This is a genomic window from uncultured Aquabacterium sp., assembly GCF_947366995.1.
Taxonomy (GTDB): Bacteria; Pseudomonadota; Gammaproteobacteria; order Burkholderiales; family Burkholderiaceae_C; genus Aquabacterium.
The window spans coordinates 1-12,777 of sequence record NZ_CANBCC010000024.1 but is presented as its reverse complement, the minus strand read 5'-3'; the positions used below and the strand labels follow the sequence as shown (position 1 = coordinate 12,777).

The window sequence follows — 12,777 nt, the reverse complement described above, 5'->3', positions numbered from 1 at the left end:
GACAGATCCGGTCGGCACCATGCTAGCGCGGCTTCGGGCACGCACGGCGAGTGTGGCGCACCGAGCCCACACCGGCTCTTTCCGCCAGCCGCTTGCATTTCAAGACGACTGGTCATATTATTTCCACATGGCCCGCACCGCAGACAAGACCGACATCCCCCGCCGCCTCGCCGAGGCGGGCTACACGCTGTTCAACCAGCTTGGCTACAACGCCACCGGCATCCAGCAGATCACCGAGGCCGCCGGTGTACCGAAAGGCTCGTTCTACAACCACTTCGACAGCAAGGAAGCCTTTGCCGCCCAGATCATCCGCAACTACGCGGTTTGGATGGACAGGCGATGGGAAGCGATCATGGCCGATGCCCCCGAAGACCCGCTGGACGCGCTGCGCCACCTCTTCAACGCCTTCATCGCCCATCACGAGCAGGCCAGCTGCCCCGGCTGCCTGGTGGGCAACTTTGCCGCCGAAGTCAGCGAGACCAGCGACACCTGTCGAACCGAGCTCGCTCACGTGATGAGCCAGTGGCGCGAGCGCCTCGCCGAGCTCATCGAACGCGCGCAACAGGCTGGCCGCATCCGCACCGACCTGCCTGCCCCCACGCTGTCTGCCTTCTTCTGGGACAGCTGGGAAGGCGCCGTGCTGCGCATGAAGGTGGAACACAGCGCCCAGCCGCTGAGGGACGCCGCCAGCCTGATGCTCGACACCTTTTTCCGCCCCTGAACGTCTTTCAGGCACATCCCATCCCTACTCCCGAGGAAACCACATGGCAAGCCAAACCGCTCTCACAGCCGACGCCCTGTTCCAGCCCTTCCAGCTGGGCGACATCACGCTGGCCAACCGCATGGTCATGGCCCCTCTGACCCGCAACCGCGCCGAAGCCGGCAACGTGCCCGGCCCGCTGACGGTCGAGTACTACGCCCAGCGCGCCAGCGTCGGCCTGATCGTGGCCGAGGCCACCCAGGTGTCGGCCCAGGCGCAAGGCTACGTCTCCACCCCAGGCCTGCACACCCCCGAGCAGATCGCGGGCTGGAAGAAAGTGACCGACGCCGTGCACGCCAAAGGCGGCAAGATCTTCGTGCAGCTGTGGCACACCGGCCGCATGTCGCACCGCGCCTTCCAGCCCGGTGAACAGGCCCCGGTCGCCCCGTCGGCCATCCGCGCCAACGCCAAGACCTACATCCCCGGCCAGGGCTATGTCGACACCTCCGAGCCGCGTGCACTGGAAACCAGCGAGATCCCCGGCATCGTCAACGACTTCCGCACCGCCGCCCGCAACGCCATCGAAGCGGGCTTTGACGGCGTCGAGATCCACGGTGCCCACGGCTACCTGCTGGACGCCTTCCTGCGCGACGGCGCCAACAAGCGCACCGACATCTATGGCGGCTCGATCGAAAACCGCGCCCGCTTCCTGATCGAGGTGATGGCAGCCGTGATCGGCGAGATCGGCGCCCAGCGCGTCGGCGTGCGGTTGTCGCCCGTGTCGCCCGTCAACGACTCGAGCGAGAGCAACCCGCAGCCGCTGTTTGAGCACGTGGTGCGCGAGCTGGAAAAGCTGCACCCGGTCTACATCCACGTCGTCGAAGGCTACACCGGCGGCCCGCGTGACAACGCCCCGTTCGACTACGAGGCCCTGCACAAGCTGTACTCGGGTGTCTGGATGGTCAACAACGGCTACACCAAGGAAATGGCGGCCGAGGCCATCACCAGCGGCAAGGGCGACCTGGTGTCGTTCGGGCGCGCGATGATCACCAACCCGGACCTGCCGCGCCGCCTGAAGGAAGGCGCGCCCCTGAACGAGCTGTTCAAGGACGCGCCGCTCTACGGCGGTCAGGGCGCGCACGGCTACACGGACTACCCGGCCCTGCCTGCCTGACATCCGGCGCCTCTGATGGGGGAGACGGCGACAATCCGATTTGACAAGGAATGTTGTCACAACCAGAATCTCGCCATCCCTCATCCAACAGGAGACAAGATGTCCATTGCCAACACCTGTGTGCTGGTTGCCGCCGTGATGCCCATCGTCACCATGGGCCTGGCCAAGGCCAGCACCGTGGGACGCAAGCGCCGTGACGGCGGCTACGACAACAACAACCCGCGCGAATGGGCGACTCAGCTGCAAGGCTGGCCGGCCCGCGCCGCCGCCGCGCAGAACAACGGCTTCGAAGCCCTGCCCCTGTTCGTGTTCGCCGTGCTCGCTGCCCAGGCCGCCGGTCTGGACCAGGGCCGCACCGACACCCTGGCCATGGCCTTCATCGGCATTCGCATCGTCTACACGGTGCTGTATCTGGCCAACGTGGCGACGCTGCGTTCGTTGGTGTGGGCCGCTGGTCTGGGCGTCACCATCGCGATGTTCGCGCCGACGCTCAAGCTGCCGTTCTGAGCGAGCTGCGGGGTTAAGCTCCACGGCTTGAACAGCCGTACCGTGGAGCCCTGAATGCAACGCCCCCTGACCCCTGAAGAGGCCCGTGTGCTGGCCGTGCTGGTCGAAAAACAGCACACGGTGCCGGACAGCTACCCGCTGTCCCTGAACGCCCTCACCCTGGGCTGCAATCAGAAGACCGCCCGCGACCCGGTGATGAACCTGAGCGAGGCCGATGTCCTGGCGGCCGTCAACGGCTTGAAGGAACTCAGCCTGATCAGTGAAGTCAGCGGCAGCCGCGTCGTGCGCTTCGACCACAACGCGGCCCGCGGCCTGGGCGTTCCCAGCCAGTCCGTGGCCTTGTTGACCATGCTGATCCTGCGGGGCCCGCAGACCGCCGCCGAGTTGCGCCTGCACTGCGAGCGGCTGCACCGCTTTGTCGACATTTCATCGGTCGAAGGCTTTCTGGAAGAGCTGGCCGAGCGCGAGCCCCATCGCGTGGTGAAGCTGCCGCGCGCCCCGGGCGCCCGCGAGGCCCGATGGGCCCATCTGCTGTGCGGCGAACCGTCCATCCCGTTGGCGACCGCACCCACGGTGCAGGCACCCGCCGCGCTGGAGGCCGAGGTGGCCGCGCTGCGCGACGCCGTGGCCACCTTGCGGACCGACCAGGCTGCTCAGGCGGGCGAGATCCATCGGCTGCGCACGCTGGTGCAGCGCCTGGCCGCCGAGCTGGGCGTGTCGACCGAACCCGACGCCTGATCAACATGGACCTCGCCCACCTGCTGGCCACCGTGGCCCTCGGCCCTGTGTTGCTGATGCAGGGCCGTGGCGTGCGCAAACGAACCCCGCGCCTGCCCGAGGCCGCCGGCCCACGCACAGGCCACTGCGGCTCGGGCCCCGACCTGCGCTTGCTGATCGTGGGCGACTCGGCCGCAGCCGGCGTCGGATGCGATCACCAGGACGATGCCGTGTGTGGCCATCTGGTCCGGCAACTGGCGGGCCACCACACCGTGCACTGGCGACTGGAAGCGCAGACCGGCCGCACCACGGCTGACACCCTGGCGCACCTGCGTTCACTGCCACGCGAGCCCGCCGACGCGGTGCTGGTGTCCCTCGGTGTGAACGACGTGACGGCCGGGCTGCACACCGGCACCTGGCTGGCGCAACAGGCCGAGTTGGTCGGGCAGTTGCGCGCCCTGTGTGGCGCGCCGCAGATCTGGCTCACGGTCGTTCCGCCCATGGGGCATTTTCCTGCGCTGCCGCAGCCCCTGCGCGGCTACCTCGGCGCGCAGGCCCGTCGCTTCAACACCGCACTGGCTCGCTGGGCCCGCACACAGCCTGACGTGACCATCCTCGACCCTGCCCTGCCGCTGGACCAGACCCTCATGGCCTCGGACGGATTCCATCCGGGTCCGGCTGCGCACCGCGCCTGGGCCCAGGCGGCGGCCAACGCCATCCGGGCCAGCCGTTTCAGCGAAGAGGCCACGCCACGCCCAGCGCCACCAGCACCGGCGTCAGCAGCGTGAGCACCACGTTGCGACCCAGAGTGGGCAGCAAGGCCTCCGGCGCATCGGCATGGGCCACCGCGCCGCGCCACACCTGCCAGGCCAGCGGCAGGGTCAGCAGCCCCGCCATGGCACTGACGGGCAGCATGCGGGCCGCCACCATGCTCGCCAGCAACGCGTAAGCCAGGGCACTCTGCAGCCCGATGAGGTGGGCGCAACGCCGGCGCCCCCACTGCATCGGCAGCGTGCGGCGGCCCACCGACCGGTCGGCGTCCACATCCGGGAACTGGTTGAGCAACAGCAGGTTGTTGACCAGGAAGAACGGCAGCATGGGCAGCAGCCAGGCCACCGTCGGCGCCTGCACGCCCACCAGCACCGACACCGTGCCCCAGCCCATCAACGGCCCGAAGCCCAGGCCCGGCGCGATCAGACACAGCCAGGGATGACGGGTGAACCAGGGCGTGTAAGCGGCCGCCAGGCCCAACCCCGCCACGCCCACCGGCAACAGAACCGGCCAGGCTGCCCCGTGCTTCGACAGCAACCACAGGCCCGTCAGACCGGCCAGCGCCAGGCAGCCGGTGCCCATGCGCCAGGCCAGTGGCACCAGCCCCGGGTGAGCCGGCAGCGCGCCGCTGCCCCCGCTGAACGGGGTGCGCTGCGTGCGCAGATCCAGCCCGGACTGGAAATCGTGATGCTCGTTGAGCGCGTTCACGCCCACATGTGCCGCCAGGGCGCCCAGCATCACAGCCACACTGTCCACCACCGACAAGCTCAACCCCTGGGCCTGCGCGGCCAGACGGCACCCTGCCAGGACCAGCGCCATGCAAGCGGGCGTCAACAGCAGGAACGGCAGCCTCGCAGGGCCCCACCAAGGCAGCCCGCCACGCCCGTTCGCCATCACGCAGCCCTTCCCGCCTCAGTGCGCGGCAGCGCCACCTTCATCGGCACCGGCGTTCGGCGCGGCCTCGGCCAGCCAGAGCCGTCGCCAGCCCGCATGACCCAGCCGCTGCAGCGTCTCGATGTTCGTTTCGTAGATGTCGGCCGCATCGGGGAAGGCCTGCACCGCCTGCGCGATGCTGCTCTCGCGCAGCAGATGCAGGGTCGGGTAGGGCGCTCGGTTCGAGAAGTTCTCGATGTCGTCAGGTTCGCTGTCGGCGAACTGGTAATCGGGGTGAAAGCTCGCCACCTGCAGCTCACCGTCCAGCTCCATCTCCTCGACGATGGCGTCGGCCACATCGAGGAAGTCATTGAAATCCAGGAAGTCGCCCAGCACCTGCGGGTGGATCAGCAGCGTCGTTTCCACCGCCTCGGGATCGGCATCGCGCAGCAGGGCCAGTTCGGCCATCAGTTCCTCGGCCAAGGCCTCGGGCGTGGTCGCCGTCGACACCACGTAGCGGATCTGCTGTTTGACGTGCACGGCCTTGGCGAACGGGCAGAGGTTCAGGCCGATCACGGCCTTTTCCAGCCAGGTGCGGGTGGCTGCCGTCACAGCGGCGGCATCGGTGTCGGTGGGGGTGTAGGGCATGTGGCATTCTCCCACGCATGCTGTCCTCTCCCACCCTGCGCGACCTGGCCCGCCAGTTCCCCCACCCTGGCCGAATCGAAGCCGTGTTCGTTCGCCCCCGGCGACTGGCGCTGGTCGAGCGGGTGGACCATGTGGAGGCGCTGGCCGGTCGCGGCCTGATGGGCGACCGCAGTGCAGCCCGCGCGCCGACGCGACCTGAAGGCGGCAAGCGCCAGGTCACGCTCATCCAGGCGGAGCACCTGCCTGTGGTGGCCGCGCTCATGCAGCAGCCCGCGGTCGATCCGGCCGTGCTGCGCCGCAATCTGGTCGTGAGTGGCCTCAACCTGCTGGCGGCCCGCGCCCTGTTCAAGGACGCGCCCCTGCAGTTGCGCATCGGCGATGAGGTGGTGCTCGAACTGACCGGCCCGTGCGATCCCTGCTCGCGCATGGAGGCCCTGCTCGGCCCGGGCGGCTACAACGCCATGCGCGGGCACGGGGGCATGACGGCACGGGTGTTGCGTGGTGGGATGATCCGCGAAGGCGACACCGTCCACTGCGAACCGGCCTGATCGCGCACACCAGCCCCCCTCTTTCTGACCCTGACGGGCCTGCGCCCTTCCCTGCCCCTTCTTCACACCATGAGTTGGCTCGGCCACCTGACCCTGGACTACTGCCTCGATGGCGATCGCACCACCGCACTGGACCGCCACGACGGCCCGCTGCGCGTCCTGCAGCGCCTTTACCCCGAAGGCCCGCGCGTATGCCACCACGTGCTGGTGCATCCGCCCGGTGGCATCGTGGGCGGCGACGTGCTCGACATTCAGGCCAACCTGGCGGCGGGCACCCATGCGCTCATCACCACCCCCGGCGCCACACGCTTCTACCGCAGCAGCGGGCCGGAAGCGGTGCAGTCCCTCACCGCCCGCGTGGCCGACGGCGCCCGCCTGGAATGGCTGCCGCTGGAAACCATTGCCTACCGCAGCAGCGTCGCCACCAACCGCATGCGCTTCGAACTGGCGCCGGGCGCCGAAATGATCGGCTGGGACGTGCTCGCCCTGGGCCTGCCGGCCGCTGGCGAAGCGTTCGAGCAGGCGGCTTCGCCTGTGGGCAGCCGCTACACCCAGGAGATCGAGCTGCCCGGCGTCTGGCTGGAGCGGGGCACCGTGCGCGCCGACGACACCGCCCTGCTCGACAGCCCGCTGGGCTGGGCCGGCCACCGCGTGATGGGCACCGTGTGGCTGGCGGCAGGCAGCCCGCTGGCGCGCGAACGCCGCGAAGCGCTGCTCGACCACGCGCGCCAGGCCGCCAGCGCGCATGAACTGGCCGGCACGGCCGGCACCACCAGCCCGCACGCCGCAGTCATCGTGCTGCGCGTGCTGGGCCCCCGGGTCGAGCCCGTGATGCAGATGCTTGCCCAGGTGTGGGCCCGCTGGCGCACCGAGGCCTGGCAGATCGATCCTGTGCCCCCGCGCGTCTGGCGCACCTGACGCCCCCCTCTTCTGCACGGACGACAGCGCGAAGCGACCCCGCTGCAAGCCACTATCATGTGAGGTTGACAAACACGACCCTGCAGCGGCCCTGAACGGCCCCTGACGCGGCCGGAAAAAACAAGAGCATTTCAAGGAGTTCGCCCATGAGGGTCTTGCTGATTGACGACCACCCCCTGATCCTGTCCGCACTGCAGTCGGTGATCCAGGGCCTGGGCGACAACGTCACCGTCGACGCCGCCGACAGCGGCCATGCCGCCCGACAGGCGCTGCGCACACCGCCAGCCTACGATCTGGTGCTGCTGGACCTCCACCTCGGTGACGTCGACGGCTTCGACCTCCTGGCCGAGTTCCGGACCCTCTACCCAGCCCTTCCCGTGGTCGTGATCTCGGCATCCGACCGCACCAGCGACGTCATCCGCGCGATCGACATGGGCGCCATGGGCTTCGTTCCCAAGCGCGCCACCAACGAAACACTGTTCGACGCCCTCCAGCAGGTCATGTCGGGCGGCGTGTACGTGCCGCCCATGAGCATGGGCGCCCACAGCCACGCCCAGCTCAGCAGTTCGCCCGCCCTGCGCCAGGTGCAGCGCGAGGCCGTCGACTCCGGTTTCCAGACCATGCCTTCGCTCACCCAGTTGGGACTCACCCCCCGGCAGGCCGACGTGCTGGGCCTGCTGCTCAAGGGCCAGCCCAACAAGCTGATCGCCCGGGAACTGGGCCTGTCGGTCGAAACCGTCAAGGACCACGTGGCCGCCGTGTTGCGCGCGCTGGGCGTCAGTTCGCGCACACAGGCCGTGATCGCCGTCAGCCAGATCCTGCAGAAGACGAGCGTGCCGGTGCCCACCGTGGGCGGCATGGGCGTCTGGCGCCCTCGCTGACACCGGAGCGTCATCATGGCTCTGACTGCCACCCTGCCCGCTACTGAGCCGGGCACGGGGGGACGCGGGCTGCCTGCGCCCTCCAACGACGCCCTCATCGAAGACACCGAACGCCTGGTCTATCGCCAGACCAGCGCCGGCCTGATGGGGCACTTCCTCGGCATGGTCGTCGTGGCGCTGGCTTACTGGAAAGTCGCCCCGCCCGTCGTGCTGCGCGGCTGGATCATCGCCTTTCTGGTGCTGTGGACCCTCCGCTTCGCCACCCTGCTCGCACACGACCGCGCCGTGATGCAGGGCGAGGACGCCCCGGCACGCTGGCTGCGCCGCTGGAACACCGGCGCCCTGGCCGGGGCCGCACTCTGGAGCCTGGGCTCCATGCTGCTGTACGACCATGGCGGCTGGTTCCAGCGCACCACGCTGATGCTGGCCATCTACTCATTCGCCATCGGGGCGGTGCCCTACATGGCCTCGCAGCCCAAGCTGTTTCTGAGTTGCATGGGGCTGTACTTCCTGCCCATGATCGGGCGCACGGCCCTGCACGGCGGCCCGGACGACGTGCACCTGGCGGGCGTGTGGTGCCTCATGGCCCTGTGCACCCTGGTCGTGGGCCGGGGCTTTCACAACGTGTTCGGCGACATGGTCAGCCTGCGCCTGCACAGTGAAGACCTGGCTCAGCGCCTGAAAGGCGAGATGGCCCTGGCCGAAGCGGCGCAGCGCGAAGCCGAGACCGCCAACCGCGCCAAGACCCAGTTCTTTGCCGCCGCCAGCCATGACCTGCGCCAGCCTCTGCACGCCATGGGGCTCTTTGCCGAGGCGTTGCGCCAGCGCTGCAAGGACGACGATGTGGTCCACCTGGTCAACAGCATCAACAGTTCGGTCGATGCGCTGGAGGGCCTGTTCAGCGAACTGCTCGACATCACCAAGATCGACACGGGCGCGGTCGAGATCGAGCCCGAGCACTTCTCGATGCGCGATCTCTTCGCCCGCATCCGGCTTCACTTCGAACCCACTGCGTTCGAGAAGGGTTTGATGCTCGGCTTCCGGGGTGAACACCACCACGCCTACGCCGACCCGGTGATCGTCGAGCGCATCCTGCGCAACCTGGTGTCCAACGCCATCCGCTACACCGAAGACGGGGGCGTGCTCGTCAGTTGCCGTCGCCGAGGTCAGGCGCTGTGCCTGCAGGTCTGGGACACCGGCATCGGCATCACCGAAAAAGAGCAAGGCCGCATCTTCGACGAGTTCTACCAGACGCACAGCGGCCGCCCGCTCGAGCCGCACCATCGCAAGGGCCTGGGCCTCGGCCTGGCCATCGTCAAGCGACTGGCGGACCTGATGCAGAGCCCGCTGAGCTTGCGTTCACGCGTGGGCCACGGCACCGTGTTCACGCTGATGATTCCGGTCGGCCGGGCACCGCGCCTGCAGCCGGCCAGCACGCTGAGCCGCCCCACCCTGGGCATCACGCTCGACCGCCGACACGTGGTGGTCGTGGAAGACGAGCAAGCGGTGCTGGACGGCCTGCAGGTGCTGCTCAAAGGCTGGGGGGCGACCGTCAGCGCCTTCGATTCCGTCCCTGGCGTGACTGCGTGGGCTCAGCAGACGACGGCTCGCCCCGATCTCGTGATCGTGGACTACCGCCTGCCGGAGCAACAGACCGGCATCGAGGCCATCCGGGCCCTGCGGGCGCGGTTCGGCAAGGATCTGCCCGTCATCATGGTGACCGGCAGCACGATGACGGGTCACGAGGAAGAAGCCAGGCAGCACAACTTCCACGTGCTCATCAAGCCCGTGGTGCCGACCAAGCTCCGGGCAATGATCGCCTTCAAACTTGGCGTGCGCCAGGGCTGAACACCGGGGCCCGCGAGGCCGCGGTGTTTCGGCCACCCACCTTCAGCCAGTGCAGAGCGCGCGACGCGCGTCGTCGTACTCGCGCTGCAGCCGCGCCACCAGGTCGGCCGCCGGCACCACGGCCTTGACCGCGCCGATGCCCTGCCCGCAACCCCAGATGTCTTTCCAGGCCTTCTTGGCGGCGCCGGCGTCCTGCCCGCCGTCGGTCGTGCCGAAGTCCATCTTGCTGGGGTCGGCCTCGGGCAGGTGATCCGGGTCCATGCCGGCGGCAGCGATCGAGCCCTTCAGGTAGTTGCCGTGCACGCCCGAGAAGTAGTTGGTGTAGACGATGTCCTGGCTGCTGCTGTCGACGATCATCTGCTTGTAGCCTTCCACAGCCCGCGCTTCTTCGGTGGCGATGAAGGCCGAGCCGATGTAGGCAAAGTCGGCCCCCATGGCGCGCGCCGCCAGAATGCTGCGCCCATTGGCAATCGACCCGGACAGGGCCAGCGGGCCGTCGAACCATTCGCGCAGTTCCTGCACCAGGGCGAAGGGGCTGGTCGTGCCGGCATGCCCGCCAGCGCCGGCCGCCACGGCGATCAGGCCATCAGCGCCTTTTTCGATCGCCTTGCGCGCAAAGCGGTTGTTGATGACGTCGTGCATCACCACGCCGCCATAGCCGTGCACCGCGTGGTTCACGTCCTCACGCGCGCCCAGCGACGTGATGATGAGCGGCACCTTGTACTTCTCGCACAGCGCCAGGTCGTGCTCCAGCCGGTTGTTGCTCTTGTGGACGATCTGGTTGATGGCGAACGGCGCTGCAGGCTGATCGGGATGGGCCGCATCGTGCGCGGCCAGCGCCTCGGTGATCTCGTGCAGCCACTCGTCCAGTTGGGACGCCGGACGGGCATTGAGCGCCGGCATCGAGCCCACGACGCCCGCCTTGCATTGGGCAATCACGAGCTTGGGTGTGCTGACAATGAACATGGGCGACGCGATCACCGGAAAGCGCACGCGCTGCAGAACGGAAGGCAAAGGCATGGAGTCTCCTCGAAGGGGGGCCGCTTCTTTGTCGGCTTGTGAGAGCGATCAAACAAAACGGCCCCGGCCGGTGCGACACCGGACGGGGCCAGAGGCTCATCGCGGAAGCGAGCGGCACGGCGGCCGCATCGCGTCAACGCGGGTGGTCATGCGATCAGAACGCATCCACGGGCATGGCGGTGACGGATTCACCACCCTGCAGGATGCTGTCGCGCAGCGAGGCCACGCGCGCCAGGATGTGGTCGCCGTAGAAGCGGCAGGTGGCGACCTTGGCGGCCATGAAAGCAGCCTCTTCGCCAGCCGCCAGCTTGTCTTCGGCCACGATCAGCGCACGCCCCATCTGCCAGCCGGACACCAGGTTGCCCGCCAGCATCAGGTAAGGCACCGAGCCGGCGAACACGGCGTTCGGGTTGGCCTTGACGTTGGCCAGCACAAAGTCGACCACCTGCAGGAAGGCCTCACGGGCGGTCTTCAGCTGGGCGGCGTACTTCTTGCCGGCTTCGCTGGCGCGGCCGGCCAGCTGGCCTTCCACATCGGCGATCTGGGCTGCGATGGCGCGGGCCATGGCGCCGCCGTCACGCGCGGTCTTGCGGCCGACCAGGTCGTTGGCCTGGATGGCGGTCGTGCCTTCGTAGATGGGCAGAATGCGCGAGTCGCGGTAGTACTGGGCGGCACCGGTTTCTTCGATGAAGCCCATGCCACCGTGCACCTGCACGCCCAGCGAGGTCACTTCCACCGAGTTCTCGGTCGAGAAGCCCTTGATCAGCGGCACCAGGAACTCGTAGAAGGCCTGCGCCTGCTTGGCGGTGTCGGCATCCGGGTGGTGGTGGGCAGTGTCGTAGGCTGCCGCACCGACCAGGGCCATGGCGCGCTCGCCCTCGATCAGCGCACGCATGGTCATCAGCATGCGCTTCACATCCGGGTGGTGAATGATCGCCACCGATTCCTTGGCCGAGCCGTCGACCGGACGCGACTGCACGCGGTCACGGGCATAGGCCACGGCGTGCTGGTAGGCGCGCTCGGACACAGCCAGGCCCTGCAGGCCCACGTCGTAGCGGGCGGCGTTCATCATGATGAACATGTACTCGAGGCCGCGGTTCTCTTCGCCCACGAGGTAGCCGATGGCGCCCGGGCCCACTTCGCCCTTGTCGTCACCGTAGACCAGCACGGCCGTCGGCGATGCCTTGATGCCGAGCTTTTCTTCGATGGAGGCGCAGTACACGTCGTTGCGCTTGCCCAGCGAGCCGTCTTCGTTGACCATGAACTTGGGCACGACGAACAGCGAGATGCCCTTCACGCCTTCCGGCGCGTCCGGCGTGCGCGCCAGCACCAGGTGCACGATGTTCTCGGACATGTCGTGCTCGCCGTAGGTGATGAAGATCTTCTGGCCGCTGATGCGGTAGGTGCCGTCAGCCTGCTTCACGGCCTTGGAGCGCACCAGGGCCAGATCCGAACCCGCCTGGGGCTCGGTCAGGTTCATGGTGCCCGTCCAGCTGCCTTCGATCATCTTGGGGATGTAGCGCTGCTTCAGCTCATCGCTGGCGGCGGTCAGCAGGGCTTCGGTGGCGCCGGTCGTGAGGATCGAGCACAGCGAGAAGCTCAGGTTGGCGGCCATCGTCATTTCGATGCAGGCCGCGCCGATGGTCTTGGGCAGGCCCTGGCCACCGTACTCGGTCGGCATCTGCAGACCTTGCCAGCCGCCTTCGGTCAGCGCCTTGTAGGCTTCCTTGAAGCCCGGCGAGGCCTTCACGACGCCGTTGTCCCACGAGCCGTGGTCCTGGTCGCCGCTCCAGTTCAGCGGGGCCACCACTTCTTCGTTGAACTTCGCGGCTTCTTCGAGCACGGCCTGGGCCGTCTCGTAGCCGGCGTCTTCGAAGCCGGGGATTTGCGCGATCTGGTCGATGCCAGCCAGTTCCTTCATGCAGAACAGCTGGTCTTTCACGGGGGCCTTGAATGCCATGGTGTGTCACTCCACGTTCAACGTCCGATGCGAGGGATTCTCGGACGAAAAAAGGGGCGCCTCGAAGGACGCCCCGGTGCGGTGCTCAGTCAGACATGGTGATCTGCCTGCATCACCACGGGTTCATCACAGCGCCTTCACGAGCTCGGGCACGGCGGTGAACAGATCGGCTTCCAGACCGAAGTCGGCCACCTGGAAGATCGGGGCTTCCG

General features: G+C 68.1%; 13 protein-coding genes. 9 read left to right on the top strand and 4 right to left on the bottom strand.

What is annotated here, in order from left to right; translation table 11 throughout:
* Positions 1–127 precede the first annotated feature (127 nt).
* The 5 genes from Q0Z44_RS08595 to Q0Z44_RS08575 all read left to right on the top strand — a co-directional run bounded on the left by Q0Z44_RS08595 (position 128) and on the right by Q0Z44_RS08575 (position 3,886).
* Positions 128–721, top strand: coding sequence for a TetR/AcrR family transcriptional regulator (locus Q0Z44_RS08595; protein WP_298011772.1), 594 nt, complete (start codon positions 128–130; stop codon positions 719–721).
* A 43-nt stretch (positions 722–764) separates the two neighbouring features.
* Positions 765–1,874, top strand: a complete 1,110-nt coding sequence (locus tag Q0Z44_RS08590) for an alkene reductase (RefSeq protein ID WP_298011771.1) — start codon at positions 765–767, stop codon at positions 1,872–1,874.
* A 99-nt stretch (positions 1,875–1,973) separates the two neighbouring features.
* Positions 1,974–2,381 carry an MAPEG family protein gene (locus Q0Z44_RS08585; RefSeq protein ID WP_298011770.1) on the top strand — a complete coding sequence of 136 codons (408 nt, stop codon included), beginning with the start codon at positions 1,974–1,976 and terminating at the stop codon, positions 2,379–2,381.
* Between the two features lie 54 nt (positions 2,382–2,435).
* Positions 2,436–3,119: a YceH family protein gene (locus Q0Z44_RS08580; protein ID WP_298011769.1), complete on the top strand. Its 684-nt coding sequence runs from the start codon at positions 2,436–2,438 to the stop codon at positions 3,117–3,119.
* Positions 3,120–3,124: 5 nt separating this feature from the next.
* Positions 3,125–3,886, top strand: coding sequence for an SGNH/GDSL hydrolase family protein (locus Q0Z44_RS08575; RefSeq protein ID WP_298011768.1), 762 nt, complete (start codon positions 3,125–3,127; stop codon positions 3,884–3,886).
* On the opposite strand, the gene Q0Z44_RS08570 is transcribed toward Q0Z44_RS08575, so the two are convergent.
* Entirely contained in the window at positions 3,831–4,688 is an 858-nt protein-coding gene (locus Q0Z44_RS08570) for a prenyltransferase (protein WP_298011767.1), read from the bottom strand. The two genes, Q0Z44_RS08575 and Q0Z44_RS08570, sit on opposite strands and share 56 nt — an antisense overlap.
* Positions 4,689–4,781: 93 nt before the next feature.
* The gene (locus Q0Z44_RS08565; RefSeq protein WP_298011766.1) at positions 4,782–5,390 is read right to left on the bottom strand and encodes a DUF1415 domain-containing protein; all 609 of its coding nucleotides are present in this window, start codon (positions 5,388–5,390) and stop codon (positions 4,782–4,784) included.
* A gap of 17 nt (positions 5,391–5,407) precedes the next feature.
* Here Q0Z44_RS08565 and Q0Z44_RS08560 point away from each other — a divergent pair, with 17 nt between their 5' ends.
* The 4 genes from Q0Z44_RS08560 (at position 5,408) to Q0Z44_RS08545 (ending at position 9,585) form a co-directional block, all read left to right on the top strand.
* On the top strand, positions 5,408–5,938 hold the full coding sequence (locus Q0Z44_RS08560) for an MOSC domain-containing protein (RefSeq protein WP_298011765.1): 531 nt from the start codon (positions 5,408–5,410) through the stop codon (positions 5,936–5,938).
* A 69-nt stretch (positions 5,939–6,007) separates the two neighbouring features.
* Entirely contained in the window at positions 6,008–6,856 is an 849-nt protein-coding gene (locus tag Q0Z44_RS08555; RefSeq protein WP_298011763.1) for an urease accessory protein UreD, read from the top strand.
* A 146-nt stretch (positions 6,857–7,002) separates the two neighbouring features.
* Positions 7,003–7,737 (top strand): response regulator transcription factor, encoded by a 735-nt coding sequence (locus tag Q0Z44_RS08550; RefSeq protein ID WP_298011761.1) that lies wholly within the window; start codon positions 7,003–7,005, stop codon positions 7,735–7,737.
* Between the two features lie 15 nt (positions 7,738–7,752).
* Complete coding sequence (locus Q0Z44_RS08545; protein ID WP_298011760.1) at positions 7,753–9,585, top strand: ATP-binding protein; 1,833 nt, start codon at positions 7,753–7,755, stop codon at positions 9,583–9,585.
* A gap of 42 nt (positions 9,586–9,627) precedes the next feature.
* On the opposite strand, the gene Q0Z44_RS08540 is transcribed toward Q0Z44_RS08545, so the two are convergent.
* Both Q0Z44_RS08540 and Q0Z44_RS08535 read right to left on the bottom strand, forming a co-directional pair.
* A complete protein-coding gene (locus tag Q0Z44_RS08540) occupies positions 9,628–10,605 on the bottom strand; it encodes a nitronate monooxygenase family protein (protein ID WP_298011759.1) in 978 nt (325 codons plus the stop codon).
* Positions 10,606–10,759: 154 nt separating this feature from the next.
* Positions 10,760–12,565: an acyl-CoA dehydrogenase gene (locus Q0Z44_RS08535; RefSeq protein ID WP_298011757.1), complete on the bottom strand. Its 1,806-nt coding sequence runs from the start codon at positions 12,563–12,565 to the stop codon at positions 10,760–10,762.
* Positions 12,566–12,777: the final 212 nt, after the last annotated feature.

Coding starts and splice junctions, on each gene's coding strand:
- Q0Z44_RS08595 (WP_298011772.1), top strand. CDS start 128: ATGGCCCGCACCGCAGACAAGACCGACATCCCCCGCCGCCTCGCCGAG.
- Q0Z44_RS08590 (WP_298011771.1), top strand. CDS start 765: ATGGCAAGCCAAACCGCTCTCACAGCCGACGCCCTGTTCCAGCCCTTC.
- Q0Z44_RS08585 (WP_298011770.1), top strand. CDS start 1,974: ATGTCCATTGCCAACACCTGTGTGCTGGTTGCCGCCGTGATGCCCATC.
- Q0Z44_RS08580 (WP_298011769.1), top strand. CDS start 2,436: ATGCAACGCCCCCTGACCCCTGAAGAGGCCCGTGTGCTGGCCGTGCTG.
- Q0Z44_RS08575 (WP_298011768.1), top strand. CDS start 3,125: ATGGACCTCGCCCACCTGCTGGCCACCGTGGCCCTCGGCCCTGTGTTG.
- Q0Z44_RS08570 (WP_298011767.1), bottom strand. CDS start 4,688: ATGGCGCTGGTCCTGGCAGGGTGCCGTCTGGCCGCGCAGGCCCAGGGG.
- Q0Z44_RS08565 (WP_298011766.1), bottom strand. CDS start 5,390: ATGCCCTACACCCCCACCGACACCGATGCCGCCGCTGTGACGGCAGCC.
- Q0Z44_RS08560 (WP_298011765.1), top strand. CDS start 5,408: ATGCTGTCCTCTCCCACCCTGCGCGACCTGGCCCGCCAGTTCCCCCAC.
- Q0Z44_RS08555 (WP_298011763.1), top strand. CDS start 6,008: ATGAGTTGGCTCGGCCACCTGACCCTGGACTACTGCCTCGATGGCGAT.
- Q0Z44_RS08550 (WP_298011761.1), top strand. CDS start 7,003: ATGAGGGTCTTGCTGATTGACGACCACCCCCTGATCCTGTCCGCACTG.
- Q0Z44_RS08545 (WP_298011760.1), top strand. CDS start 7,753: ATGGCTCTGACTGCCACCCTGCCCGCTACTGAGCCGGGCACGGGGGGA.
- Q0Z44_RS08540 (WP_298011759.1), bottom strand. CDS start 10,605: ATGCCTTTGCCTTCCGTTCTGCAGCGCGTGCGCTTTCCGGTGATCGCG.
- Q0Z44_RS08535 (WP_298011757.1), bottom strand. CDS start 12,565: ATGGCATTCAAGGCCCCCGTGAAAGACCAGCTGTTCTGCATGAAGGAA.